The 25315-nt window shown below is 52.0% G+C and carries 23 protein-coding genes; 9 read left to right on the forward strand and 14 right to left on the reverse strand.

Features of this window, described 5'->3' with window-relative positions:
• The 4 genes from potH to rlmC all read left to right on the forward strand — a co-directional run bounded on the left by potH (position 1) and on the right by rlmC (position 3721).
• A complete protein-coding gene (gene potH, locus KP22_RS02980) occupies positions 1-966 on the forward strand; it encodes a putrescine ABC transporter permease PotH (protein WP_039295648.1) in 966 nt (321 codons plus the stop codon).
• Positions 963-1808: a putrescine ABC transporter permease PotI gene (gene potI, locus KP22_RS02985; RefSeq protein ID WP_039300752.1), complete on the forward strand. Its 846-nt coding sequence runs from the start codon at positions 963-965 to the stop codon at positions 1806-1808. Before potH ends, potI begins: the two co-directional genes overlap by 4 nt.
• A 207-nt stretch (positions 1809-2015) precedes the next feature.
• The gene (locus KP22_RS02990; protein ID WP_039300749.1) at positions 2016-2468 is read left to right on the forward strand and encodes a YbjO family protein; all 453 of its coding nucleotides are present in this window, start codon (positions 2016-2018) and stop codon (positions 2466-2468) included.
• 125 nt (positions 2469-2593) lie between these two features.
• The gene (rlmC, locus tag KP22_RS02995; protein ID WP_039322284.1) at positions 2594-3721 is read left to right on the forward strand and encodes a 23S rRNA (uracil(747)-C(5))-methyltransferase RlmC; all 1128 of its coding nucleotides are present in this window, start codon (positions 2594-2596) and stop codon (positions 3719-3721) included.
• 460 nt (positions 3722-4181) lie between these two features.
• Here rlmC and artJ (KP22_RS03000) read toward each other — a convergent pair whose 3' ends face one another.
• The 5 genes from artJ (KP22_RS03000) to artP all read right to left on the reverse strand — a co-directional run bounded on the left by artJ (KP22_RS03000) (position 4182) and on the right by artP (position 8210).
• On the reverse strand, positions 4182-4913 hold the full coding sequence (artJ, locus tag KP22_RS03000) for an arginine ABC transporter substrate-binding protein (protein ID WP_039322288.1): 732 nt from the start codon (positions 4911-4913) through the stop codon (positions 4182-4184).
• Between the two features lie 420 nt (positions 4914-5333).
• Positions 5334-6002, reverse strand: a complete 669-nt coding sequence (gene artM / locus KP22_RS03005) for an arginine ABC transporter permease ArtM (protein ID WP_039322290.1) — start codon at positions 6000-6002, stop codon at positions 5334-5336.
• The gene (gene artQ / locus KP22_RS03010; protein ID WP_039322293.1) at positions 6002-6718 is read right to left on the reverse strand and encodes an arginine ABC transporter permease ArtQ; all 717 of its coding nucleotides are present in this window, start codon (positions 6716-6718) and stop codon (positions 6002-6004) included. The genes artM and artQ overlap by 1 nt, the downstream gene beginning before the upstream one ends.
• Positions 6719-6729: 11 nt before the next feature.
• Positions 6730-7461, reverse strand: coding sequence for an arginine ABC transporter substrate-binding protein (gene artJ / locus KP22_RS03015; RefSeq protein WP_039322296.1), 732 nt, complete (start codon positions 7459-7461; stop codon positions 6730-6732).
• 20 nt (positions 7462-7481) lie between these two features.
• Positions 7482-8210: an arginine ABC transporter ATP-binding protein ArtP gene (gene artP, locus KP22_RS03020; protein ID WP_156103711.1), complete on the reverse strand. Its 729-nt coding sequence runs from the start codon at positions 8208-8210 to the stop codon at positions 7482-7484.
• Positions 8211-8367: 157 nt separating this feature from the next.
• Between artP and KP22_RS03025 the strand changes: the two genes are divergently transcribed.
• Both KP22_RS03025 and KP22_RS03030 read left to right on the forward strand, forming a co-directional pair.
• On the forward strand, positions 8368-8691 hold the full coding sequence (locus tag KP22_RS03025; RefSeq protein WP_014915058.1) for a heavy metal-binding domain-containing protein: 324 nt from the start codon (positions 8368-8370) through the stop codon (positions 8689-8691).
• Positions 8692-8761: 70 nt separating this feature from the next.
• Positions 8762-9589: an N-acetylmuramoyl-L-alanine amidase gene (locus KP22_RS03030; protein WP_039300726.1), complete on the forward strand. Its 828-nt coding sequence runs from the start codon at positions 8762-8764 to the stop codon at positions 9587-9589.
• Here the strand turns inward: KP22_RS03030 and KP22_RS03035 are convergent.
• The 4 genes from KP22_RS03035 to KP22_RS03050 form a co-directional block, all read right to left on the reverse strand.
• Positions 9586-11022: a DUF2867 domain-containing protein gene (locus KP22_RS03035; RefSeq protein WP_039322298.1), complete on the reverse strand. Its 1437-nt coding sequence runs from the start codon at positions 11020-11022 to the stop codon at positions 9586-9588. The two genes, KP22_RS03030 and KP22_RS03035, sit on opposite strands and share 4 nt — an antisense overlap.
• Before the next feature lie 156 nt (positions 11023-11178).
• Entirely contained in the window at positions 11179-12204 is a 1026-nt protein-coding gene (gene hcr, locus KP22_RS03040; protein ID WP_039300721.1) for an NADH oxidoreductase, read from the reverse strand.
• Between the two features lie 138 nt (positions 12205-12342).
• The gene (hcp, locus tag KP22_RS03045; protein ID WP_039322300.1) at positions 12343-13995 is read right to left on the reverse strand and encodes a hydroxylamine reductase; all 1653 of its coding nucleotides are present in this window, start codon (positions 13993-13995) and stop codon (positions 12343-12345) included.
• A gap of 188 nt (positions 13996-14183) precedes the next feature.
• Positions 14184-15083 (reverse strand): LysO family transporter, encoded by a 900-nt coding sequence (locus KP22_RS03050; RefSeq protein WP_039322302.1) that lies wholly within the window; start codon positions 15081-15083, stop codon positions 14184-14186.
• Between the two features lie 311 nt (positions 15084-15394).
• On the opposite strand from KP22_RS03050, the gene KP22_RS03055 reads away from it, so the two are divergent.
• Positions 15395-17059, forward strand: a complete 1665-nt coding sequence (locus tag KP22_RS03055; protein WP_039300712.1) for an ATP-dependent endonuclease — start codon at positions 15395-15397, stop codon at positions 17057-17059.
• Between the two features lie 118 nt (positions 17060-17177).
• On the opposite strand, the gene cspD is transcribed toward KP22_RS03055, so the two are convergent.
• The gene (cspD, locus tag KP22_RS03060) at positions 17178-17399 is read right to left on the reverse strand and encodes a cold shock-like protein CspD (RefSeq protein ID WP_039300708.1); all 222 of its coding nucleotides are present in this window, start codon (positions 17397-17399) and stop codon (positions 17178-17180) included.
• Between the two features lie 546 nt (positions 17400-17945).
• Between cspD and clpS the strand changes: the two genes are divergently transcribed.
• The gene (clpS, locus tag KP22_RS03065; RefSeq protein WP_039300706.1) at positions 17946-18266 is read left to right on the forward strand and encodes an ATP-dependent Clp protease adapter ClpS; all 321 of its coding nucleotides are present in this window, start codon (positions 17946-17948) and stop codon (positions 18264-18266) included.
• Positions 18267-18295: 29 nt separating this feature from the next.
• A complete protein-coding gene (gene clpA / locus KP22_RS03070) occupies positions 18296-20569 on the forward strand; it encodes an ATP-dependent Clp protease ATP-binding subunit ClpA (RefSeq protein WP_039300704.1) in 2274 nt (757 codons plus the stop codon).
• Positions 20570-20726: 157 nt separating this feature from the next.
• Here the strand turns inward: clpA and infA are convergent, their stop codons facing one another.
• The 4 genes from infA to cydD all read right to left on the reverse strand — a co-directional run bounded on the left by infA (position 20727) and on the right by cydD (position 25303).
• The gene (gene infA, locus KP22_RS03075) at positions 20727-20945 is read right to left on the reverse strand and encodes a translation initiation factor IF-1 (RefSeq protein WP_002211347.1); all 219 of its coding nucleotides are present in this window, start codon (positions 20943-20945) and stop codon (positions 20727-20729) included.
• A gap of 113 nt (positions 20946-21058) precedes the next feature.
• Positions 21059-21763, reverse strand: coding sequence for a leucyl/phenylalanyl-tRNA--protein transferase (gene aat / locus KP22_RS03080; protein WP_039300701.1), 705 nt, complete (start codon positions 21761-21763; stop codon positions 21059-21061).
• A 34-nt stretch (positions 21764-21797) separates the two neighbouring features.
• Positions 21798-23537, reverse strand: coding sequence for a heme ABC transporter ATP-binding protein/permease CydC (cydC, locus tag KP22_RS03085; RefSeq protein ID WP_039300699.1), 1740 nt, complete (start codon positions 23535-23537; stop codon positions 21798-21800).
• Positions 23537-25303 (reverse strand): heme ABC transporter permease/ATP-binding protein CydD, encoded by a 1767-nt coding sequence (gene cydD, locus KP22_RS03090; protein WP_039322304.1) that lies wholly within the window; start codon positions 25301-25303, stop codon positions 23537-23539. The genes cydC and cydD overlap by 1 nt, the downstream gene beginning before the upstream one ends.
• Positions 25304-25315 lie beyond the last annotated feature (12 nt).

Raw genomic sequence — 25315 nt, forward strand, 5'->3', positions numbered from 1 at the left:
ATGACTTTATTTCCCGAACATCACACGGCGGAACCACCGGGCAAGGCCAGGCTCTGGCTGCGAGTGTTGATGGCGCGCTGGCGTCAAAAACACGGACGCAAGCTGGTTATCGCGCTGCCGTATCTGTGGCTGCTGCTGCTGTTCATGCTACCGTTCCTGATCGTATTTAAAATCAGTTTTGCTGAGATGGCGCGGGCGATTCCGCCCTATACCGATCTGGTTTCCTGGATGGACGACAAACTGGATATTTCCCTGAACCTTGGGAACTACCTGCATTTGTTGGACGATCCACTGTATTTCGATGCTTATATGCAATCGCTTCAGGTTGCTGCGGTATCAACGCTGTGCTGCTTGTTTATTGGTTATCCACTAGCCTGGGCAGTCGCGCACAGTAAACCGTCAACACGCAATATTCTGCTATTGCTGGTAATTCTGCCGTCATGGACGTCATTCCTGATTCGCGTTTACGCCTGGATGGGGATTCTGAAAAATAACGGCATCCTGAATAATTTCCTGCTATGGCTGGGTGTGATTGATGAACCGCTGATCATTTTGCACACCAATCTGGCGGTTTATATCGGCGTCGTCTATTCCTATCTGCCGTTTATGGTGTTGCCTATCTACACCGCGCTGACGCGGCTGGATTATTCGCTAGTGGAAGCCTCGTTGGATCTGGGGGCTCGACCGCTAAGAACCTTTTTCAGCGTGATCGTCCCGCTAACGAAAGGCGGAATTATTGCGGGATCGATGCTGGTGTTCATCCCGGCGGTGGGGGAATACGTGATTCCCGAACTGCTTGGTGGGCCGGACAGCATCATGATTGGTCGTATTCTGTGGCAGGAATTCTTCAATAACCGCGATTGGCCAGTGGCATCCGCTGTTGCCATCGTCATGCTGCTGCTGTTGATTATGCCGATTATGTGGTTCCACAAACATCAGAGCAAAACGGCGGAGGGGGAAGCGTGAATAATTTACCTGTTGTTCGCTCACCGTGGCGTATTGTGATTTTGGTGCTGTGTTTTACGTTCCTCTATGCGCCGATGCTGATGCTGGTGATCTATTCGTTCAACAGTTCCAAGCTGGTTACCGTATGGGCGGGGTGGTCGACGCGCTGGTATGTCGAGTTATTCCACAATACGGCGATGATCAGTGCGGTGCTTCTGAGCCTGACGATTGCTGCCGCTTCGGCAACGATGGCCGTAATCCTCGGAACGATTGCCGCCGTAGTAATGGTGCGTTTTGGCCGTTTTCGCGGGGCAAATGGGTTTGCGTTTATGCTGACCGCACCGCTGGTGATGCCAGATGTGATTACCGGTCTGTCACTGCTGTTACTTTTTGTCGCATTAGGGCATGCGATTGGATGGCCAGCAGAGAGGGGGATGTTCACTATCTGGCTGGCGCATGTGACGTTCTGTACCGCGTATGTCACCGTGGTGATCAGCGCTCGCCTGCGTGAACTGGATCGTTCGATTGAAGAAGCAGCGATGGATCTGGGTGCGAACCCGCTCAAAGTCTTCTTCATTATCACGGTGCCGATGATTGCCCCTGCATTGCTTTCTGGCTGGCTGCTGGCGTTTACGCTGTCGCTGGACGATCTGGTTATCGCCAGCTTCGTTGCGGGGCCGGGTTCGACAACATTGCCAATGCTGGTGTTCTCCAGCGTCAGAATGGGCGTTAATCCACAAATTAACGCATTGGCTTCCCTGATATTGTTAGTCGTTGGTATTATTGGGTTTATTGCCTGGTGGTTTATGGCGAGAGCAGAGAAGCAGCGCTATCGCGATATGCAAAAAGCGAGACGCGGCTGATTCGATTTCTCATCGTAATTTGTTAGCCTAGCGAAGATTTCCAGCAACGCCGCCAGAGGATGGGGGCGTTGTTGTTTTATATGACTATCAAGTTTTTATATCAGTATCACGTTTTATGTTGGCATCGAATTTATAGTGGTGCTGTATTTTTGGCGGATAAATGCCGCATGAAGGGAGAGCGTTGAAATTCTGTACACAAAGAAGGAAATAGCACAACGCAAAACTTATGCTCCGGTGCCTGTGATGGTGGCGGGGATTGCGATTATAGCTACCCGATTTTTGGGGATTGTGCTGCTCGTGTGGGAGTTAGGGCTCAGCGATTTAAGCGGCTGGATTGGTAGCAACGCGGAAGCCTGGGATTCGACGCTGGTGTTAATGCTATCGCTCGTTATTGTCGGCATTGAGATCCGCTGTGGCTTTGCGGTTTTGGCTGGTGTGAACTGGGGACGATGGGGCTATATAGCCTGTCAGGGCATCGTTGTGTGTTATCTCCTGCTGGCGTCGCTAAGTGAATTTATGCCAGCGATATTCCATATTTCAGGAGAGAGCAACGCCGCCGTACTGCATCAACTCCTGCTACAAAAAATCCCAGATCTTCTGGTGATTGTTTTACTGTTTTTGCCACGGCGCAGTAAGCGTTTTTTTCTGCGTCAGAAATAGACATTTCTATCTTCTGAGCCAATCGGCTGCTGGCGTCGCCCATGAACAAGCGGAAAATTCGCGGGGTGACGCCGTCAGGGTGATATAATCCTCTCATTCTGTATTATTTTAATAGTTAGATTTTTATGCATTGTGCCCGCTACAGCACGGGAACCTGTCGTTCCTGCCAATGGCTGGAAAAAGCCTACCCACAGCAATTATCTGATAAGCAGCAGCACCTTGAAGGCTTGCTGCAACCGCACGCCGTGCAGCGCTGGCTACCGGTGCAACCTTCTGCGCAGACCGCATTTCGTAATAAAGCCAAAATGGTGGTGAGTGGCAGCGTGGAACGCCCGTTATTGGGGATGTTACACCGTGATGGAACTGCGGTGGATCTCTGTGATTGCCCGCTTTATCCGACCAGCTTCGCGCCAGTTTTCGATGTGCTTAAAGCTTTTATCGCCCGTGCGGGGTTGACGCCTTATAACGTGGCCCGACGCCGCGGAGAGCTGAAATACCTGTTGCTGACGGAAAGTACGCAGCACGGTACATTCATGCTGCGCTTTGTCCTACGCTCGGAAACCAAGCTGGCACAGCTGCGAGCCGCATTGCCCTGGTTACAGCAGCAGTTGCCTCAGCTTGAAGTGATATCCGCTAACATCCAGCCAGTGCATCAGGCGATTATGGAAGGTAAAACCGAGATTATCCTGAGTGACGCTGCCACGCTGGCCGAGCAGTTTAATCAGGTGCCGCTGTATATCCGCCCGCAAAGTTTCTTCCAGACTAACCCACAGGTAGCGGCTGCGCTGTATGCGACAGCGCGCGACTGGGTTGCTGAGCTGAAGATTACCAGTATGTGGGATCTGTTTTGCGGGGTAGGGGGTTTTGGCCTGCACTGTGCGTCATCGGAGATGCGTTTGACGGGCATTGAAATCAGCGCCGAGGCGATAGCCTGTGCGCGTCGCTCGGCGGAACAGTTAGGGTTGAAGCAGGTAGAGTTTCAGGCGCTGGATTCCACGCAGTTCGCGACCGCTAAAGCGGAAATCCCGGATCTGGTATTAGTCAACCCGCCACGCCGCGGTATCGGCAGTGAACTGTGCGCCTACCTGAGCCGGATGGCACCGGATTATATTCTCTATTCCAGCTGTAACGCTGAAAGTATGGCAAAAGACATGGCAGAGTTGGCGAACTACCGCCCGCTGCGCGTACAGTTGTTCGACATGTTCCCACACACGGCGCACTACGAAGTACTGATGTTATTGAAGCGCGCTTGATAAGCGATGACTGTATGTAATAAAAAATATCTCGGTAGCAATTTACTACGTTGTTGTATCCATGTTCGACAGTATGAAAGTGTCGGGCGTGTCAATTCTAGTGCTTTTCTATGATTTCATCACACGCCCGACAAGGAGCGCTCAATTGCCGCAGCTCCTTGACCACTGGCTTTTGGCGTGAATTGCGCCGCTGCGCGGTGCCTTCGGTGATCGTTCCCGCTTTTCGAGCCGCCAGTAACGCGTTTACTCGCCCCATGAATGGGACTCGCCCTTCGGGCCAGCACAAGTGCTGTTCAAAAACGTCTCTGACGTTTTTGTCCGATGCGGCACTGTCTTTCGCGGCGTCCTGCCGCTCACTCGACGGTAACGATCACCTCAGCGCAATTTTTTACGCCTGGACGACAAAAAAGCGGCGTTATATGCATGATTTCATACGATATCACACTGCGCAGATCGAACTTTATTGCGGGAACCACTTGTCATTGATGGTTTTGTAAGTGCCATCAGCTTTGATCGCATCCAGCGCTTTGTTCAGTTTTTCCAGTAGTGCCTTGTCATCGGGACGAACGGCGATGCCCAGCCCGGTGCCAAAGTATTCGGCGTCAGTCACACGCTCACCAACCGTCGCCAGTTCCGGGTTCGTCTTAATCCACTCATTGACGACAGCGGTATCACCGAATACGCCGTCGATACGGCCATTCTTCAGATCCAGTACTGCGTTCTGGTAGCTGTCATAAGAGACGGTTTGCACTTCCGGGTGCTTATCGTGCATGTATTTCTGATGCGTCGTACCATTTTCCATACCAATACGTTTGCCTTTCATCGCGGCAAAGTCACTGAATTTCCCTTTCTGCGCGATAACCACGGCTGAGTTGGCATAGTAAGGCTGCGTGAATGCGACCTGCTTGCTGCGCTCAGGGGTGATATCCATCCCAGAAATCACCGCGTCGTAGCGACGGAATTTCAGCGCAGGGATTAGGCTGTCAAACGCCTGATTGGTGAACGTACAAGTGGCTTGCATTTGTTTGCATAGCGCTTTTGCCAGATCCATATCGAAACCGACGATTTCATTGCTGGCATCCAGTGACTCAAATGGCGGGTAGGTGGCTGATGATGCAAAACGGATGGTGTCTGCTGCGGTGGCGCTGAAGGTGATTCCTGCCAGTAACGTGGCGAGCACTAATTTTTTCATTACCTACTCCTGTCTGTTTTTCTTATAGTGCATACCCGTCATACTTCAAGTTGCATGTGCGTTGGCTGCGTTCAAATACTCGGCCCGTCGTGGGCCTCACCCCTTCGGGGCCAACGCTTTGCATTGTTCAAAACGCTAACGTTTTGTCCTGAAACTCGAATTATTTAGGGTATGAATATATGTGCGGAAGGGTTCCGGCGTCATGGCGATTACCATGCCATTGATTGAATTTATATGCAATTAAAATGATTAATAAGTCGATTGGTTGCATGTTTTTACATCAGCAGACAATAAAAAATTTCCGGCAGAAATTTTTAACCTGGTGTCAGCAACGGCTCTTAAGCGGGCGGTCAGGGATGGCACGCCATAAAAAAGCAGACTATTAAAGCCTGCTTTCTAAACGGATAGGTGCGGTAAGGATCAGTTGCGGCGTTCGAATACCAGTGAACGACGTTCAACCCAGCGCATCAATAATGTCAGTAACCCATTGACGCAAAGATAGATAATCCCGGCTGCGCCAAACACCATCACATCATATGTCCGGCCGTACATCAGTTGACTGTAACCCATGACTTCCATCAGCGTGATGGTATAAGCCAGCGACGTGCTCTTAAATACCAGCACCACTTCATTTGAATAAGAAGACAGCGCACGTTTAAACGCGAACGGCAGCAGAATGCGTAATGTCTGCTTCTGATTCATTCCCAGAGCCGCACAGGATTGCCACTGTCCGGCGGGGATAGCTTTTACTGCACCATAGAACAATTGTGTGGTATAAGCCGCGCTATTGAGCGCCAGCGCCACCATCGCACACAGCCACGGCTGTGACAGCAGGCTCCACAGCCAGGGGATTTGCTGAATAGAGGTAAATTGCCCAGGGCCGTAGTAAATCAGAAAGATTTGCACCAGCAGCGGCGTACCAGTAAACAGCGTAATGTAGCCTTTCGCCAACAGTGATACGACGGGCGTTTTCAGCGTCAGCACGACAGTCAGTAGCAGTGACAGAAGCAGCGCCACGACAATCGAGACGGCGGTTAATGTCAGACTGGTATGCAGGCCTTTTAATAGCTCAGGTAAATAAGCGAGCATCAGGAAGGTCTCCGCTCAAAACGCGTGGTGTGCAGATCAATGCGTTTCAGCACATACTGACTTAACAGCGTGATAACCAAATAGATTGCTGCCGCAACGACGTACCAGGTAAAGGGCTCCTGCGTCCGTGTCGCAATGCTTTTGGTTTGCAGCATCAAATCGTTAACGCTAATCAGGGAAACCAACGCGGTATCTTTCAGTAATACCAGCCATTGATTACCTAATCCGGGCAGGGCGTGACGCCACATCTGCGGCATAATCAAGCGGAAAAAGATCGCGGATTTACTGAGTCCCAGTGCTTGTCCTGATTCCCATTGTCCTTGCGGCACGGCTTTCAGTGCACCGCGCAGCGTTTGGGACGCATAGGCTGCATACAGCAGCGCCAGCGCAATCACGCCACACAGAAAGGGGCTGATTTCAAACATACCGATATCCAGTTTTACCGGAATCTGCACAATGAGAAGATTCAGGGTAAAACCGTCCGCCAGCATCATCAGCAGTTGGGAAGAGCCGAAATAGATAAACAGCACCACCAGAATTTCTGGCAGACCGCGCAATAGTGTGACTACCGCTGTACCCGTCCAGCTAACGGCTTTCCAGCGAACGGTTTCCCAAACGGCAAACAGCATCGCTAGCGCCAGGCCTAGCACCAGTGCACAAACGGCAAGGCCGACGGTCATCCCTGCGGCGCTTGCAAGAGGTTGAAATTCAATCATTGAGCATCAGATTACTGCTGGAACCATTTTTTATAGATGGTCTCGTAAGTGCCATCCTGCTTGATTTTGCTGAGCGCGTCGTTGAATTTTTTCAACAGCTCATCGTTATTCTGGCGCACAGCGATGCCCAGACCGACACCGAAGTAATCTTTATCCGTTACGTTTTGACCGACGGATGTCAGTGTATCATTCTGCTTTAGCCATTCGTTAACCACGGCAGTGTCACCGAATACCGCATCCAGACGGCCATTTTTCAGATCCAATACCGCATTCTGATAACTATCGTAAGGCACCGTTTTGATATCGCTATGTTTTTCCATCAGATATTTCTGGTGGGTTGTGCCATTTTGCACGCCAACGCGTTTGCCTTTCAGCGCAGCGACGTCGGCAACTTTCCCTTTCTGAGCGATAAACAGAGCGGCGTTATCGTAGTAAGGCTGAGTGAATGACACCTGTTGCTGACGCTCTGGAGTAATATCCATCCCTGCGATGACAGCTTCAAAACGACGGAATTTCAGACCGGGGATCAGGCTGTCGAAAGCCTGATTACTGAACGTGCAGTTGGCCTGCATTTCTTTGCACAGTGCGTTAGCCAGATCGATATCAAAACCCTGAATCTGGTTATTAGCGTCAACAAATTCGAACGGAGGGTAGGAGGCTTCTGTCGCGAAACGGATCGTATCCGCGGCGTTAGCAGAAACGGCACCGACTGCGAATAAGGCTGCAACAATCAATTTTTTCATTATCATTTTCCTGATAGTAATCAATGTGATAAATAACCAGTGAATTCAGGTGTTTGCGGATGAGCAAAGTGCGTCGCATCTCCTTGTTCAACGATGCGGCCGTTTTCCATATAAACCACTCGGCTGGCCGTTTTACGGGCAAATTCGACTTCATGGGTTACGATCACCTGCGTAATGCCAGTTTGCGCCAGTTCACGGATGATGTTGACGACCTGAGCGGTAATCTCTGGATCTAATGCGGCAGTCGGCTCATCAAACAGCAAGACTTTAGGCTCCATCATTAGCGCACGAGCAATCGCCACGCGCTGCTGCTGCCCACCAGAAAGATGGAGAGGAAAGCGATCGGCAAAATCATTGAGGCGCAGGCGAGTCAGCAACTTGTCAGCACGGGCTCTGGCTTCTTCTTTACTGAGTCCCAGCACGCGGCAGGGCGCTTCAATCAAATTCTGCACCACGGTCAGATGCGGCCACAAATTATATTGCTGAAACACCATCCCGACGTTCTGACGCAGTTCACGGATCGCACTGTCGGATGGCGTGCGCTGAAAATCAAACTGATTACCCGTGATGGAAAGTGTGCCTGAGCGCGGCATTTCCAGCAGGTTAAGAACGCGTATCAGCGAACTCTTTCCTGCCCCGCTGGGTCCAAGAAGAACCAGCGTCTCACCCGCAGGACAATCGAGGGTGATATCAAATAGCGCCTGGTATGTGCCGTAGAAACAGTTGATGCCGTTTAGTTGAATACTCATGCGTAAGAATTGAATAGACATTGATGCGGCGAATGTTAACGTTGGCAGAATAGTTATGCAATCACCGTGGGTTAAAATTTGCCAATAAGCGATTTATTGGTTAAATAATAGCACAAAATAATGCCTTATGACCCGAGGCACGCTCTAGGAGAGACAAATGCAATTATCCACTACCCCCAATCTGGAAGGCTTCACCATTACTGAATATTGTGGCGTCGTGACAGGCGAGGCCATTCTTGGGGCGAACATCTTCCGTGACTTTTTCGCCAGCATCCGCGATGTCGTTGGCGGCCGTTCCGGTGCCTATGAGAAAGAGCTGCGCAAGGCGCGTCAGATTGCGTTTAAAGAACTACAGGAACAAGCTGAAGATTTAGGGGCAAACGCCGTTGTCGGCATCGATCTTGACTATGAAACCGTTGGGAAGGATGGCAGCATGCTGATGGTGACCGTCAGCGGCACGGCGGTAAAAGTACGCCGTTAGTTACTAATGGTCTAATTGAGCGAGAATGGGCAAACACGTCGTGAAAATGCACGGATATAGTGGAATAACGATGTTGAAATGGCTGAGCTGCATAGCGTTAGGGCTGTTGGCAGGTTGCCAGACGTCTCACTCGTTGCAGGAACAGAATAATTATGTGCTGGAGACCGCGTTGCAGTCGCGTGCGCAGGAATCCCGTATCCGCTTTTTGGTCATTCACTACACGGCAGAAGATTTTGCCACCTCGCTGAATATTTTGACGGACGATCACGTTAGCGCCCATTACCTTATTCCTGCATATCCGCCGTTGCGGCACGGCAAGCCGCTTGCCTGGCAATTGGTGCCTGAGTCTCAGGCCGCCTGGCATGCGGGGGCGAGCAGTTGGCGCGGGTTTAGCCGGCTGAATAATTCCTCGATTGGTATTGAAATTGAAAATGCGGGCTACCAGCGCACGCTAACGGGCTATACGTGGTCACCGTTCACCGCTTCGCAGATTCAGCTCGTGACCGCAATCGCTCATGATATTGTCGCACGTTATAAGATAGCACCGCAGAATGTGGTGGCACACAGCGATATTGCCCCGCAGCGGAAACAAGATCCTGGGCCGCTTTTCCCCTGGCAGGCATTGGCACAAGCGGGCGTCGGTGCCTGGCCGGATGCGGATCGGGTTACGTTCTATTTGAATGGGCGACTGCCGCTACAGCCCGTTGATGAAGTGGTTCTGCTAGAAAAGCTGGCACGTTATGGCTATTCGGTGCCGGAAACAATGACGTCACGCGAGAAGCGGCAGGTAATTGCCGCTTTCCAGATGCATTTTCGTCCTGAGAATTATCAAGGCCAGCCAGATGCGCAGAGTGAAGCGATCGTTGATGCGCTATTGGAGAAATACGGCAGCCGCTAAACCGTTTCCTTCTCTGCGAGCTTCGCAATACGGGCCGCCATGCCACGGAAAATAAACAAATGGGCGGGCATCATCAAAAACCAGTAGACCAATCCGTTAAACCCGGAAGGGTGCCAGCGGGCGCGCACATCCAGGGTTCTGTGAGTGCCTTTGTCTGTAATAGTAAAATTGAGTTTACCCAACCCCGGCGCTTTCATGCCGAATAGCAGCACCAACTGGCGCTGTGGCTTGATCGAAATCACCTTCCAACCGTCGATCTTGTCGCCGACCTCCAGCGTCGGGCGTTCGGGGCGCCCGTAAGTCACGCCGTTGCCGCAGAGGTCGTCCAGCCGGGCGCGGATATTCCAGAGCGTATTGGCATAAAAATAGCCTTCCTGGCCACCAACCTGCTGGATAACCTGCCAAAGTGCCTGACTGGATGCTGATGTCTCAAGCGTATGACCTGCCTGTTTGGGGTAAAAGCCGTAATTCGGCTTCCAACGTGCACGTACTTCGGTGTCGTCGCCCCAGTCAGCCTGCTGTACGCTCTCCATTTCGCTTTGCAACGTGAGACGCACGGCGTCATCAAAGCTCATCAGTTGTTGTGGGATTAATGCCTGTAGTTCACGGCCATCGGCCTGTAGATCATGTTTTAACCCCTGAATCAGGGCGCGGGCGATAGACGGGGGAACCGAGGTCACCAGATGCAAGAACCAGACAGACACCAGATGCGTGGGCATGGGAACCGGAATCAACAATCTGCGCTTGCCACTAATCTGAATGAAACGCTCGAACATCGTCTGATAGCTGATGTATTCGGGGCCTGCGGCATCCATGATGCGATTTTCTGTCGAGGGGTGATGCGCAATGTTGATCAGATAAACCAGCAGGTTTTCCAGCGCAATCGGCGACGATTTAGATCGCACCCAGCGCGGCGGCGTTAATATCGGCAGGTTATAGACCATATCACGCATGATCTCGAATGCAGCCGATCCGGTACCGATAATAATACCTGCACGCAGCTCCGTGACGGGAATACCACTACTGCGTAAGACATCACCGGTGATCTGGCGCGCCAGCATATGTGGTGAGGTGTCATCCTTCGCCTGAAGCGATCCCAGATAGATAATCTGTTTTACGCTGCTGGAGGCCAGCGCCAGCAAAAGATTCATGGCAGCCATACGCTCTCTTGCGACGAAATCCGCCCCGTCGCCCATGCTGTGCACCAGATAATAGAGCGTCTCCGCTCCCCACAGGCCATCAGGCAAGCTTTCTGGCTTGGTGAGGTCAACCTGTTGACAGTCGACGCCCGGCCAGTTCCGTGACGCAAGGGATTCAGTATTTCGACCGGCTGCAATCACCCGCTTGCCCTGTTTGCTCAAGCGTTCGGTTAAATGGCGGCCAATGTAGCCAGTTGCGCCCAGAATCAGGATCGGGGCTAAGGGGGATGTCATGCGCCAGCGGCTCCACAGCAAAATATAACCATGGCTTACTATAACGGGGAAAAAGAAGAAAGTGAGAAAAAGTGTGCGATAACAAGGCGTAATTTACGATGACCTACCTGCCCGATAGCCGTGCTACCGAGCAGAAAGGGGTAAAATGGTGAAATATCAGGCCAGAACAGTGTCGCCTTGTAGCTGGCAGCTACAGGCCAGAACATAGCCTTGCTCGATCTCAGCCGGTGTCAGCGTCATGGTGCTGGTCGTGGTGTAATTACCGGACAGCACGCGGGTTTTACAACTCCCACACACCCCAGCGCGGCAGGCGGCGAGAACTTGCACCTTATTGGCTTCCAGTGCGGCCAGCAGACTGATACCCACCGGAACACGCAGATTCTTCAGCGGACGACTGATGGTCAGCGTGATCTGATCGGCGTCTTCATCCACGACTTCATCCGTCGTACGGAACTGCTCTTTAAATATGCGATTTGACGCCACGCCGAGCTGCTGACTCAGGGTTTCAATCTGGTTCATGTACGGTGCAGGACCGCAGGTCATCACGGTGCGGCTGGCGATATCCGGCACGTGTTCGACCAGCAAATTACCGCTGATGCGTCCGGCGAGGAAACCGGGCACGGCGTCAAACTCCGCCATCAGCGTCAGATGCAATTGCTGCGGATAACGCTGCACCAGATCTTGCCATTCGTTGGCGAAGATCACCTGCTGTGGGTTGCGCACGTTGAAAATGACGTGGATGTCGGTTTGCGGTTTGTTCGCCAGCAGCCAGCGGCACATCGACATAATGGGGGTGACGCCACAGCCTGCTGCTGCCATCAGGTAACGATCGCTGACCGCGCCGGTACAGGTAAATTCGCCCTGTGCCTCGGACAGCCACAGATAATCACCAACTTTCAGCGTTTGAGTCAGCCAACGGGAACCGACGCCGTCGTCCAGCTTTCTTACCGTCAAGGTAATAAAGCGGCTGAGACCCGGCGAAGAGGAGATCGTATAAGCCCGTAGCGTCTCCGCGCTGTTGGCAATGCTGACGAGCGCATACTGACCCGGCTGATACGGATAAAAATCATGATTAATTAGTGAAATCGTCCAGACATCCGACGTTTCCTGGGTAATCGAGTGTACCTGCATGCGGTTAGAACAAAGCGGCGTCGGCCCCGTCTGTAGTGCGGGCATGGTCATAATTAATCTCCATAACAAACGGATGCGGTGAGGCGTGTAAAAAGGCAGCCCATAAGACATTGAGCCTAGTGTGAGGCGTCAATACCGACACCTCGCGCTGCGTGATGAGGAGTGCGTTCCTCCGTCCGCGCTGATTTATCAAGCGGCCAGAATGGTGTTCATATCCTGTTCAACGGTGGTAATCGCCCGCATACCGAACTTGTCGTTCAGAATGGCAAGCAGGTTGTCCGTCAGGAAGCCTGGTGCAGTTGGCCCGGTGTAGATGTTCTTCACGCCGAGGGACAGCAGGGTCAGCAGGATGACAATCGCTTTCTGTTCAAACCACGACAGCACCATGCTAAGCGGCAGATCGTTCACGCCACAGCCCAGTTTTTCCGCCAGTTTGATGGCTAGAATAATGGCCGCGTAGGCGTCATTACATTGACCGACATCCAGCAGGCGTGGCAGGCCTTCCAGCGTACCGAAGTCCAGTTTGTTGAAACGGTATTTACCGCAGGCCAGCGTCATGATCAGGCAGTCTTGCGGGACGTTCAGCGTGAAGTCGGTGAAGTAGCTACGTTCTTCACGGCTGCCATCACACCCACCAACGAGGAAAACGTGGCGCAGTTTTTTCTGTGCAACCAGATCGATGACGGTATCGGCGGCGCTCAGCAGCGTTTCACGACCAAAACCGACGGTGATCATGTGTTCGATTTCGCTGTACGGGAAGCCAGCCAGACCCTGTGCCTGTTCGATAACCGGGCTGAAATCGTCGCCTTCCAGGTGGTTCACGCCCGGCCAGCCAACGATGCTACGCGTCCAGATGCGGTCGCCGTAGTTGCCCACGTTTGGATCGATAATACAATTGGAGGTCATGACGATTGCGCCGGGGAATTTAGCAAACTCAGTCTGCTGGTTCTGCCAACCGCTGCCGTAGTTACCCGCCAGATGCTTGAATTTTTTCAGTTCTGGGTAACCGTGTGCAGGCAGCATTTCGCCGTGGGTATAAATATTCACGCCGGTGCCGTCGGTTTGCTCCAGCAGCATGCGCAGATCTTTCAGGTCATGACCTGAAATCAGAATCGCTTTACCCGCAATTGGGCGGACGTTAACGGAGGTCGGCTGTGGGTGGCCGTAAGCATGGGTCTCGCCATGGTCAAGGATCGCCATAACGTTGAAGTTCATTTTACCGATGCCCATTGCGTTGTTCAGCAGGGTGTCAACATCGGATGGCTGTGTGCCCAGCCATGCCATGAAGGCATGATATTCGGCATAGATCGCGTTGTCATACTGACCGAGAACGTGGGCGTGCTCCATATAAGCTGCCGCACCTTTCAGGCCGTAAAGGTTGAGCATGCGCAAGCCGTGAACGTCATCACCGATACTGGCTTTATCGCTGTCCAGCGCAAAATCCTCCGCCTGTTGTAGTAAGGTCGGAATATCGTTACCAGCCAGTTGCAGGGCTGCCATTGGGTGATCTACGGTCGCCGTGGCATCGTGCAGACGGCAGCGAACCGCCAATGACTCACGCAGTGTGATGGCCTCTTGCGCGTAGCCAATAATCCGTTGGGAATCGAAGTTAACGTTGGTTAACGTAGAGAAGAAGGCGCGTGGCGCAAAGCTGTCGACATCGTGATCGATAATATCCAGCTCGCGTGCTTTCAGCGCCCAGGCAGAAAGTCCTTGTAGCACAGCCACCAGCAGGTCTTGCAGATCTGAGGTTTCTGCGGTTTTGCCGCACATGCCCTGCGCGTAAGAGCAGCCGTTTCCAACAGGGGTACGAATCGTTTGTTCACATTGCACACAAAACATAATGACTTCCTTTTTTAAGTTGCATTTAAAATGCTTGTTTAAAGCATAATGTCAGCCGAGGAAGGTAAAAAGGCTTTTTTAATGCAATTTTAGGTAAATTTGATTTAGCGCAATTTTGGCGATGGGCAATGAAAATCACTCTCAATCACAGCCCATAAACGAGGAGGAAAACGATGAGACAAGCGCTTTTATGAGGTAAAGAACGCCATCAATATCGGCGCCGCGAGGCTTAACAAGAAACCGTGTACGATGGCAGCAGGTACGATATCAACACCCGCGCTACGCTGTAAAACTGGCAGTGTGAAATCCATTGATGTCGCGCCGCAAAGGCCTAATGCACATGAGCGGTTGCGCTGTGCCAGCGCAGGAATCAGCATAATCGCCAGCAACTCGCGGGTCAGATCGTTGAAAAATGCCGCGCTGCCGATGACGGGACCAAGGGCGTCGGTCAACAGGATGCCTGACAGAGAATACCATCCATAGCCGGATGCCATCGCCAGACCGGTTTTTGGCGGTAAATCCAGCATCCACGCGGCAAGCAGTCCGCCACCGAGGGCGCTGATACCCACGATAATCGCAATAATCAGACCGCGACGGTTTAATACGATCTGACGCAGCGTCATCCCGCTGTTACGCAGTTGAACACCTACTAAAAGTAGCAGAAAGATCAGGGCATATTCGCTGCCTTTGCTGGCGTAGGTGAATCCTGACCATTGCGTTAAACCGAGTAAAAATCCCGCGAAAACCACGCCACAGAGTTTGAACGATTCAAGGATCATATGCAGCCGGGAAGGCGGTGCGGCGTCTCTGAATTTGCTGTGCCACGCGCTACGTTTTTCCCATAGCCACAGCGCAAGACCGTTTGCCGCGACAATACAGAATGCGAAGACAGCGGTGTAGCGAAGGATCAGTAACAAATTGCTGCTGAGATTTTCCAGAAAGGCCAGACTAATTCCCATCAAAAACAGAATAACGTACACCATCCAACTCAGTAGTTGGTTAATCAGATGTAGTGCTTTTTTGGCGCGCAGCGGTACCAGATAGCCAATGATGAGCGGTAATAAAATAATTAATAATCCTGAATACATCACAGAATTGATGTCCTTACGTGAGAAAAACGGCGCTAACCCGTATTTTAGGATTGGCGTGGGGCGCCGTAGTCAAACAATGAGGCTTTTCTTCTTCATTCTACCCCCGATAGGCGTTGACACGGCGGAAACACCAACCGTGCATTGACAGCATCGTGGGATTCATCGGCTAAACTTGGCGGGAAGAAAAACGATAATCTATTAAAATTAAACAAATTATCGGAGCGAGTAAAGCGCTGTCTGGCAGGATATTCTACCCGGTAGGGATCTTGCCAGTATAAACCCGCAGACAGCTGCAACAGGAGAGAAGAATGCATCTGGAAAGTATTGAGATCCTGGGGTTTCGGGGAATTAATCGTCTGTCTCTGATGCTGGACGAGAATAATGTGCTGATTGGGGAGAACGCTTGGGGAAAATCGAGCCTGCTGGATGCACTTTCGCTGCTGCTGGCACCGACATTGCCGCTCTATCATTTTGACATACAGGATTTTCACTTTACTCCGGGGGATGAAAACAGCCGGGAAAAGCACCTTCAGATTATTTTTACTTTTTGCGAGACAGCACCCGGCCACCATTTATCCCCTCGCTATCGTTCGCTTAGCCCCGTTTGGGTGGAGGGAAACGAATCGCTATATCGCGTTTTTTATCGGCTAGAAGGAGAAGTAGACGAAAGCCAGTCTGTCTTCACCTGGCGCAGCTTTCTGGATGCCGACGGGCATCCGATACCGCTGGATGATATTGACGAACTGGCTAGAGAAATCATCCGCCTGCATCCGGTGTTGCGACTGCGTGATGCGCGATTTATGCGGCGTTTGCGCTCCGGGACGTTGGCGGCGACGTTAGATAATAGTAATGACAAGCTAGCTCAGCAGTTTGAGCAACTGATGCGTGAGCTGGTGCAAAATCCGCAGAAGCTGACGGATAAAGAACTACGCCAGGGCTTAGTTGCGATACGGCAACTGCTGGAGCACTATTTTTCCGAGCAAAGCGCCACGGGTAACGATCGACGCCATCACCGGCATGCGCGAACGCACAACGGTAAATCGTGGCGGTCGCTGGACAACATCAACCGTCTGATTGCTGACCCAAATAGTCGCAGTCGCCGAATTATCCTGTTAGAGCTGTTCTCCACGTTATTACAGGCGAAAGGGTCTGTGGCTCTGGATCCCCACGCTCGTCCGCTCTTGCTGATTGAAGACCCGGAAACCCGGCTGCATCCGATTATGCTATCAGTTGCATGGGGACTTCTGACGCAATTGCCACTTCAGAAAGTCACAACAACCAACTCGGGAGAACTGCTATCGCTGGTGCCGATGGAGCAGGTGTGCCGTCTGGTGCGGGAATCCTCACGGGTGGCGACATACCGCATTGGTCGTCAGGGTATGAGTGCGGAAGATAGCCGACGTATTGCGTTTCACATTCGTATGAATCGACCCGCGTCACTCTTTGCCCGCTGTTGGCTGCTGGTGGAAGGTGAAACCGAAGTTTGGATGCTAAATGAACTGGCGCGCCAATGCGGACATCATTTTGAGGCGGAAGGGGTTAAGGTGATTGAATTTGCCCAGTCCGGGATCCGACCATTGCTGAGGTTCGCACGTCGTATGGGGATTGAATGGCATGTGCTGGTCGATGGCGACGATGCGGGGAAAAAATATGCCGCGACGGCGAAAAGCATGTTAACCGTACAGGACGAGAGCGAGCGCGATCATTTGACCGTCTTGCCCGCATCGGACATGGAACACTACATGTACCGTGAGGGATTCAGCCACGTTTATCACCGCATTGCGCAGTTGCCGGAAAAAGTGCCGCTCTCGATGCATAAAATCATCATCAAGGCTATCCATCGTTCATCCAAGCCCGATCTGGCGATTGAAGTCGCGATGGAAGCCGCAGCGATGGGCAGCGAGGCAATCCCACCGCTTATTCGCGGTATGTTCTCTCGCGTGCTGTGGCTGGCTCGCGGGCGGGCGGATTAATGTTATGCAATGATAAAAAAATGCCGTTCAGTGTGCTGAACGGCATTTGTCGCATTGTATTAATTTTTACTGTTTAGCGTCGTGTGTTCTGAGTAGAAATGTAGGGTGGTAGAAGGGGTCAGGATACGGCCTCGACGATTTGCGGGACGATCAGACAGGCATGATTGCCTTTCGGCCCTTGATGAACATCAAACCTGACAACCTGTCCGGCTTTCAGCGTCCGGTAGCCATCCATTTGAATAGTTGAGTAGTGCGCGAAGATATCGTCACCGCCCCCTTCTGGACAGATAAAACCAAACCCTTTGGCATTATTGAACCATTTAACAGTACCTGTCTCCATGCATTGACATCCTTCGCAAGAGTATTCTTTTCAGTAAGGTGTGGTTATTTGGTTACTACGAATACGAATTGATTAAAACCTCATCAATTCTTCCGTACACTTTAGTGAAATCGATCCCGGCGTCAAGCGATCCACAGCGTGGTGGAGAGGGGAGTTTGCCAAAGTTTGATGCAGATAACGCTATTGATGAACCAACAATCGTGTTGCGTAATCAAGATATCGTATACGGGCCTTGAATTTTGCTTTCTGGGAACCATTTCATTCCCCAGGTGGTAAAATAAAAAGTAGACGTGCTACTGTAAATGTAGAAATACTCGTAATGCCGATCGTTTAAGGATCGAGATTCAAGGGCTACCACGGTGCGAGGCATCCCTGCGAAAGCCTCATCATCGTGCTTCTCCCTAATCCCATACTGAAGTGGCCAGCATTAAGAGGTACCCGTCATCTTTCAAGTCGCAGGCACGCCTTTCCTGCTTCTCGGATCTATTGGGAATAAACAGACCAATATCGCGAGTCGCGATATTCGTTACATGATGTGGATAGAGAATGGGAAACAATAGTACGTGGTCACAATCGGAAAGCTTGACCGCCGATCAACAGAAAGAAAAATTGCAGCCGCCGTCCATGTATAACGTGGTGTTGAATAACGATGATTACACCCCGATGGAATTTGTTATTGACGTTCTGCAAAAGTTCTTTTCTTATGATATTGAACGTGCCACACAGCTTATGTTAACTGTGCATTATCAAGGTAAAGCAATTTGTGGCGTATTCAGCGCTGAAGTGGCTGAGACCAAGGTCGTACAAGTTAATCGTTATGCCAGAGAAAACGAGCATCCGCTGCTCTGTACGCTGGAAAAAGCCTGAAGTCAGGCGATTTATTGGGAGAGGTGCCTATGCTCAATCAAGAACTGGAACTCAGTCTCAACATGGCTTTCGCCAGAGCGCGTGAGCACCGACACGAGTTTATGACCGTGGAGCACCTGCTGTTGGCTCTGCTCAGTAATCCGGCCGCCCGTGAAGCACTGGAAGCCTGCACGGTAGATTTAGCCGCACTACGCCAAGAGCTGGAAGCCTTCATTGAACAGACCACTCCAACATTACCGAAGAGTGACGATGAGCGTGAAACGCAACCCACACTCAGCTTCCAGCGCGTACTACAACGCGCAGTTTTCCACGTGCAGTCCTCTGGCCGTAGTGAAGTGTCTGGGGCCAACGTTCTGGTCGCGATTTTTAGCGAACAGGAATCTCAGGCCGCCTATCTCCTGCGCAAGCATGACGTTAGTCGTCTGGATGTCGTGAACTTTATTTCTCACGGCACGCGCAAAGAAGAAACCGATCAGGCACCTAACGCTGAAAGTCCCGTCAATGAAGAACAGGCAGGAGGGGAAGATCGTATGGAAAACTTCACCACCAATCTGAATCAACTGGCTCGCGTTGGCGGTATTGATCCGCTCATTGGCCGGGAGAAAGAGCTGGAGCGCACGATTCAGGTATTGTGTCGCCGCCGTAAAAATAACCCGCTGCTGGTTGGCGAGTCCGGCGTCGGTAAAACCGCGATTGCCGAAGGTCTGGCCTGGCGTATTGTGCAGGGCGATGTACCAGAAGTGATGGCAGAGTGCACCCTGTACTCGCTGGACATCGGTGCGCTGCTGGCTGGTACCAAATACCGCGGTGACTTTGAAAAACGCTTCAAGGCGCTGTTGAAACAGCTAGAGCAGGATAAAAATAGCATTCTGTTCATTGATGAAATCCACACGATCATCGGTGCTGGTGCAGCGTCCGGTGGTCAGGTTGATGCGGCTAATCTGATTAAACCGCTACTTTCCAGCGGCAAGATCCGCGTTATTGGTTCCACCACGTATCAGGAGTTCAGCAATATTTTCGAAAAGGATCGGGCGCTGGCGCGTCGTTTCCAGAAAATCGATATCACTGAACCTAGTGTAGAAGAAACGATACAAATCATTAATGGCCTGAAGCCGAAGTATGAGGCTCACCATGATGTTCGCTATACGTCAAAAGCGGTTCGTGCAGCGGTAGAGCTGGCAGTGAAATATATCAATGACCGTCATCTACCAGATAAAGCCATCGATGTGATCGATGAAGCCGGTGCACGCAGCCGTCTGATGCCTGTCAGCAAGCGTAAGAAAACGGTCAACGTGAGTGACATCGAATCGGTTGTCGCTCGTATTGCCCGTATTCCAGAAAAAACCGTCTCCGCTAGCGATCGTGATGTGCTGAAAAATCTCAGCGATCGCCTGAAAATGCTGGTGTTTGGGCAGGATAAAGCTATCGAAGCGCTGTCCGAATCGATCAAGATGAGCCGTGCAGGACTGGGTCAAGAGCGCAAACCGGTAGGTTCTTTCCTGTTCGCTGGGCCTACTGGTGTCGGTAAGACAGAAGTGACGTTACAACTGGCAAAAGCGTTAGATATTGAACTGCTGCGCTTTGATATGTCCGAATACATGGAGCGTCATACCGTCAGCCGCTTGATTGGTGCGCCTCCAGGCTATGTGGGCTACGATCAGGGCGGCCTGCTGACGGATGCGGTGATCAAGCATCCTCATGCGGTGCTGCTGCTGGATGAAATCGAAAAAGCGCACCCGGACGTCTTTAACCTGCTGTTGCAGGTGATGGATAACGGTACGTTGACGGATAACAATGGCCGCAAGGCGGACTTCCGCAATGTCATTGTCGTCATGACCACCAATGCGGGCGTGCGGGAAACACAGCGTAAATCCATCGGCATCATCCATCAGGACAACAGTACGGATGCGATGGAAGAGATTAAGAAGGTGTTTACGCCGGAGTTCCGCAACCGTCTGGATGGCATTATCTGGTTCAATCATCTGTCGACCGATGTTATTCAACAGGTTGTTGATAAGTTTATTGTTGAACTCCAGGCGCAGTTGGACGCGAAAGGCGTGTCGCTAGAAGTGAGCGATGAAGCACGTGACTGGCTGGCAGAGAAAGGTTACGACAAGGCGATGGGTGCCCGACCGATGGCGCGTGTGATGCAGGAAAGCCTCAAGAAACCGCTGGCCAACGAGCTGCTGTTTGGTTCGCTGGTGGATGGTGGCTCTGTGACGGTAGAACTGGATAAAGAGACGCAACAGCTGACGTACGGCTTCCAGAGTGCGCAGAAGCGGAAAGCGGAAAGCGTTAATTAATCGATACTGTGTGTTACCTAAGAGGGATGCTGATGCATCCCTTTTTTACATCTCGTGCACGAGCCCTTCCAAAAAACAAAGCCCTTGCCATGAAGGAAAGGGCTGGAGAGGGAGTCACATCCTCATATACCGCTGTTATCAGCGATGAGCTAACCGGTTAACGGCTGCGGAAGACAATGCGGCCTTTACTCAGGTCGTACGGGGTTAACTCTACAGTGACTTTGTCACCCGTCAGGATGCGGATATAGTTTTTACGCATTTTACCGGAGATATGAGCGGTAACCACGTGCCCGTTTTCCAATTCAACGCGGAACATGGTGTTGGGCAGCGTATCAAGCACGGTGCCTTGCATTTCAATATTGTCTTCTTTGGCCATCGAATCCTCTAGGTCTAACTACCTTTATTTTTTAACCGCAAGATAATGCCGAAAAACCGACATTATGTAAAGAAGCGTTCGCGTTTAGGGCGTTATTTACCCACTTTTCTCTACTAAAAAGTCGGTTCTGCGAGCTTTTGTGGTAGCCAACAACCGTCATCGGCAGCGATATCCTGCCACTGAGAAAGCTGTTGCAGAAAGCGATCTCGGGGAATTTCACACACGCCCAGAGAAGCGGTATGGGAATTTAACACCTGACAATCAATCAAATGACCGCCGTGGCGAATAAAATGCTGTTGAAACGCCAACAGCGCAAATTTTGACGCATTATCCGTACGGCTGAACATTGACTCACCGCAAAATAATCGCCCTTGTTCAATACCATATAGCCCACCAACTAATGCGCCATTATGCCACACTTCGACGGAATGTGCTTTCCCAACCTGATGAAGCTGGCGATACGCTGAAATTATGTCTGGCGTAATCCAGGTGCCATCATGATGTTCATGTGCACAGGCGTGAATAACATCATCAAATGCCTGGTTCAGCGTGGCATGAAAAGGATGGCGTTTCAGGAATTTTTTCATGCTACGGCTAAGATGGAGTTCACCGGGAAACAGAACCGCACGCGGATTCGGAGACCACCACAAAATAGGCTCACCGGGAGAGAACCAGGGGAAAATGCCCTGTCGGTAAGCCGCTTTTAACCGTGCGACAGAGAGATCGCCGCCAACGGCCAGCAGGCCGTTGGGGTCATCTAGCGCATGATTCGGATCAGGGAACTGAAGCGATTGAAGCGAAAGCTGGTATAGACGCATGTTTTTCAAACGTTATGTTTCAACCGAGTTTGTCCTAAACGTGTTGGCGGAACTGCCAATAACGACCTTGTTGTGCCATTAAGTCCTGATGGCTCCCCTGTTCGATCACTTTGCCACCATCCAGAATACAGATGCGATCCATCGATTCTAAGCCGTATAGCCGGTGAGTGATGACGAGCAGCGTCTTATCGGCACAGTGCTGGCGGAGCAGTTGCAGAATACGCTTTTCAGTTTCTGCATCCAACCCTTCTGTCGGTTCATCCAATAGAACGAGCGGTGCGTCGTGCAATAAGGCGCGTGCTAATGCGATACGGCGCTGCTCGCCACCGGACAGTTGTCGACCGCCTTCGCCCAGCCAGGCATTCAGCCCTTCGTTTTCCAGCAGTTTTTCTAACCCAACCTGCTGTAATACTTCAGCCAGTTTTTCATCCCGTGCGGCTGGTGCGGCTAGCAGCAGGTTATCACGCAGTGTTGCGCTGAAAATATGTACGCGCTGCGGAACCACACTCATCATGGCGCGGAGATCTTCCTCTCGCCAGTCGGTAAGGGCGTGGCCGTTAAGCGTAATCTCCCCGTATTCAGCATTCCATGCTCGCGTCAGCAGTTGTAATAGCGTTGATTTCCCGCACCCAGTACGCCCCAACAGCGCCAGATGCTCTCCTGGCTGAATGGAAAGGGAGATATTTTGCAGCGCGGGCTGGGGCTGACCAGGATAAGTGAAACCGACATGTGAGAGTTCAAGTGACGCCGTGCGCGAGGCTTGTGGGCCATGTGTTGGGAACGTGACATCAACGGGCTGACGAATGATTTGATCGACCCGAGCTGCGGAAGCAATCACTTGCCCCATATGCTGGAAGGCCACCGTGACGGGAGCCAGCGCCTCGAAGGCAGCAAGCGAAGCGAACACGAACAGGGCGATCAACGCGCCGGGCTGCGGGTTACCGCCAACGCCATCCGCTGCCAGCCATAGAATCAAAGTAACAGTTAGCCCGCTGCATAAAATCATCACCGCCTGCGACAGACCGGTAAGATTGGCCTGCTGACGCTGGCGACGCAGCCAGTTAATTTCCACCAGTGCCAATTGTTGGCGGACGCGATCCAGCGCACCGAAGACGGTTAACTCCGCCTGACCTTGCAGCCAGGTCGTTAGCTGAAGGCGATATTGTGCACGCAGTGCGGTCAAGTCCTGCCCGATACCGTTCCCTGCCTGATAAAAGATAATTGGCAGGCACAGCAGTAATACCAGCATGATGGCACCCAGCGTCAGAGCCAGTGAGGCATCAATGAAGCTCAGACCGTAGCAAACGATAAGAATGACGGCGAAGGCGCTGATGATGGGGGAAATAACGCGAAGATAGAGGTGGTCGAGCGTATCAACGTCCGCTACGAGCCGATTTAGCAGTTCTGCCTGACGAAATTGTGCCAGCCCTCCGGGGGAGAGCGGCAGGATGCGGGAGAATGTGAAAACGCGTAGACGCAGCAAAACGCGGAATGTGGCATCGTGGCTGACGACTCTTTCACCATAGCGTCCAGCCGTACGCGCGATGGCAGCACCTCGCACGCCAGCGGCGGGCAGCATGTAGTTAAAAGTAAGCAGCCCGACGATTCCTGCCAGTGCGGAGCCCGCCAGAAACCAGCCGGATAGGGCGAGTAGACCGATACTGGCCAGCATAGTTGCAATCGCCAGCACTACGCCAAGACTCAAATACCAGAAGTGTTGACGATAAAGTGCCAGAAACGGTTTTAATACCCGCATCGTTTTCATCTGAGCCATTACAGCGCCTCCTGTCGTTGTGCCAGCAGCGCCGCGAAGGGACCTGTTTCGGCTCGGAGTGTGTGATAATCACCCTGTTGAACTAATCGACCGCCTTCCATCACCCAAATCGCATCATACTCGGTGATATCGGTGAGCTGATGTGTGACTAGCAGCGTGGTTTGGGAACGTGCAGCCTTGTTCAGCGCCGTCATAACGAGCTCCTCGCTATGGGCATCCAGGCTGGCAGACGGTTCGTCCAACAGCAGTAAATTACAAGGATGAATGAGTGCTCGAGCAACGGCGACGCGCTGTGCCTGCCCAACGGATAACCGTGCCGCACCATCACCGATCGTGGTTTCTAGCCCCTGTGGAAGCTGTGGTAGAAATTCTTGTACATAAGCACGTTCAATCGCCTGTTGCAGCTCAATCATATTGGCTTGCGGGTTGCCAAGCAGAATATTGCTGCGCAGCGTCTGTTCCGGTAAATGGGGGTTTTGTCCAACCCAACTCAACTGTTTGCGCCATGATTCTGGCGTAAGCGTATTCAACGCCTGCCCATTCACGGTTAATGAACCGCGATAAGGCAAGAACCCTAGTAGCGCATTAAGCAGTGAGCTTTTTCCTGCTCCGCTGATACCAACCAGCGCGATACGTTCGCCTGCGCGAATATCGAACGTCAACGGTTGAGTCAACGGTGTGCCATTCGGTGCGAGGACAACCAAGTCTTCTGCCCTAATGGCAATGGCGGTATCGTTGCTGAATTCGCGAGTGCCGAAGCCGACCGTCTCGCCTTCCTCTGCCAAAAAGGTTACTAGCGATTCTGCTGCGCCAATAGCTTGAGCTTTGGCATGATAGAACGTGCCGAGATCGCGTAGAGGCTGAAAGAATTCCGGTGCCAGAATCAGCACGAGAAAACCAGCGAAGAGCGTTACGCCCATTCCATAATGGCCAAAATCCAGCTCCCCGAGATACGAGAAACCGAAATAGACGGCGACAACGGCGATCGAAATGGAGGCAAAAAATTCAAGCACGCCTGAGGAAAGAAATGCCATGCGCAGCACTTCCATGGTACGGCTACGGAAATCTTCGGAAGCATGACGGATTTGTTCGGTTTCAGCCTGACCGCGATGAAACAGACGTAGTGTTTCCATCCCGCGTAGGCGGTCGAGGAAGTGTCCGCTCAGACGAGCCAACGCCAGAAAGTTACGTCGGTTGGCATCCGCTGCGCCCATACCGACCAGCGCCATAAACAGAGGGATGAGCGGTGCCGTCAGAAACAGAATCAGACCCGCTGCCCAGTTGAGCGGGAAGATCGTAATCAAGATAAGTAACGGGATTAGTGCGGCAAGATACATTTGCGGCAGATAGCGGGCGTAATAATCCTGCATATCATCAACCTGTTCAAGAATCATCGTTGCCCAACTGCCTGCGGGTTTACCCTGAACCCACGCTGGGCCAAGCTGCTGCAATCGATCCAGTACCAGCTTACGAATTTGCTGCCGAACGGCTTGTCCGCAAAGAAAGCCAACACGCTCGCGTACCACACTATTTAGTGCACGCAGAATAAAGGTGGCGATCAGAAGGAGGAATGGCGAGATCAGGGATTCACGTGGGGCATGGTCGATGATCAAGGCATGAAGCAAGGTAGCTAACAGCCAGGCTTGTGCCACGATTAGCGCACCGCTCAGGAATCCAAGCAGCAGTGAAAGCCGTAGCCACCGTTGCGCCAGCTTACTTTGCTGTTTCAGCCAGGCGGTCAGTTCTTGCTGTCTGGTTTTTTTCATCAGGCACCAGTT

The organism is Pectobacterium betavasculorum, from assembly GCF_000749845.1.
In the GTDB taxonomy this organism is placed as follows: Bacteria; Pseudomonadota; Gammaproteobacteria; order Enterobacterales; family Enterobacteriaceae; genus Pectobacterium; species Pectobacterium betavasculorum.

Coding starts and splice junctions, on each gene's coding strand:
- cydD (WP_039322304.1), bottom strand. CDS start 25,303: ATGAAAAAAACCAGACAGCAAGAACTGACCGCCTGGCTGAAACAGCAA.
- potH (WP_039295648.1), top strand. CDS start 1: ATGACTTTATTTCCCGAACATCACACGGCGGAACCACCGGGCAAGGCC.
- cydC (WP_039300699.1), bottom strand. CDS start 23,537: ATGGCTCAGATGAAAACGATGCGGGTATTAAAACCGTTTCTGGCACTT.
- artJ (WP_039322288.1), bottom strand. CDS start 4,913: ATGAAAAAATTAGTGCTCGCCACGTTACTGGCAGGAATCACCTTCAGC.
- KP22_RS03055 (WP_039300712.1), top strand. CDS start 15,395: ATGCATCTGGAAAGTATTGAGATCCTGGGGTTTCGGGGAATTAATCGT.
- KP22_RS03050 (WP_039322302.1), bottom strand. CDS start 15,083: ATGTATTCAGGATTATTAATTATTTTATTACCGCTCATCATTGGCTAT.
- rlmC (WP_039322284.1), top strand. CDS start 2,594: ATGCATTGTGCCCGCTACAGCACGGGAACCTGTCGTTCCTGCCAATGG.
- KP22_RS03025 (WP_014915058.1), top strand. CDS start 8,368: ATGCAATTATCCACTACCCCCAATCTGGAAGGCTTCACCATTACTGAA.
- hcp (WP_039322300.1), bottom strand. CDS start 13,995: ATGTTTTGTGTGCAATGTGAACAAACGATTCGTACCCCTGTTGGAAAC.
- aat (WP_039300701.1), bottom strand. CDS start 21,763: ATGCGTCTATACCAGCTTTCGCTTCAATCGCTTCAGTTCCCTGATCCG.
- clpS (WP_039300706.1), top strand. CDS start 17,946: ATGGGAAACAATAGTACGTGGTCACAATCGGAAAGCTTGACCGCCGAT.
- cspD (WP_039300708.1), bottom strand. CDS start 17,399: ATGGAGACAGGTACTGTTAAATGGTTCAATAATGCCAAAGGGTTTGGT.
- artP (WP_156103711.1), bottom strand. CDS start 8,210: ATGAGTATTCAACTAAACGGCATCAACTGTTTCTACGGCACATACCAG.
- KP22_RS03030 (WP_039300726.1), top strand. CDS start 8,762: ATGTTGAAATGGCTGAGCTGCATAGCGTTAGGGCTGTTGGCAGGTTGC.
- artQ (WP_039322293.1), bottom strand. CDS start 6,718: ATGATTGAATTTCAACCTCTTGCAAGCGCCGCAGGGATGACCGTCGGC.
- KP22_RS03035 (WP_039322298.1), bottom strand. CDS start 11,022: ATGACATCCCCCTTAGCCCCGATCCTGATTCTGGGCGCAACTGGCTAC.
- hcr (WP_039300721.1), bottom strand. CDS start 12,204: ATGACCATGCCCGCACTACAGACGGGGCCGACGCCGCTTTGTTCTAAC.
- artM (WP_039322290.1), bottom strand. CDS start 6,002: ATGCTCGCTTATTTACCTGAGCTATTAAAAGGCCTGCATACCAGTCTG.
- clpA (WP_039300704.1), top strand. CDS start 18,296: ATGCTCAATCAAGAACTGGAACTCAGTCTCAACATGGCTTTCGCCAGA.
- artJ (WP_039322296.1), bottom strand. CDS start 7,461: ATGAAAAAATTGATTGTTGCAGCCTTATTCGCAGTCGGTGCCGTTTCT.
- infA (WP_002211347.1), bottom strand. CDS start 20,945: ATGGCCAAAGAAGACAATATTGAAATGCAAGGCACCGTGCTTGATACG.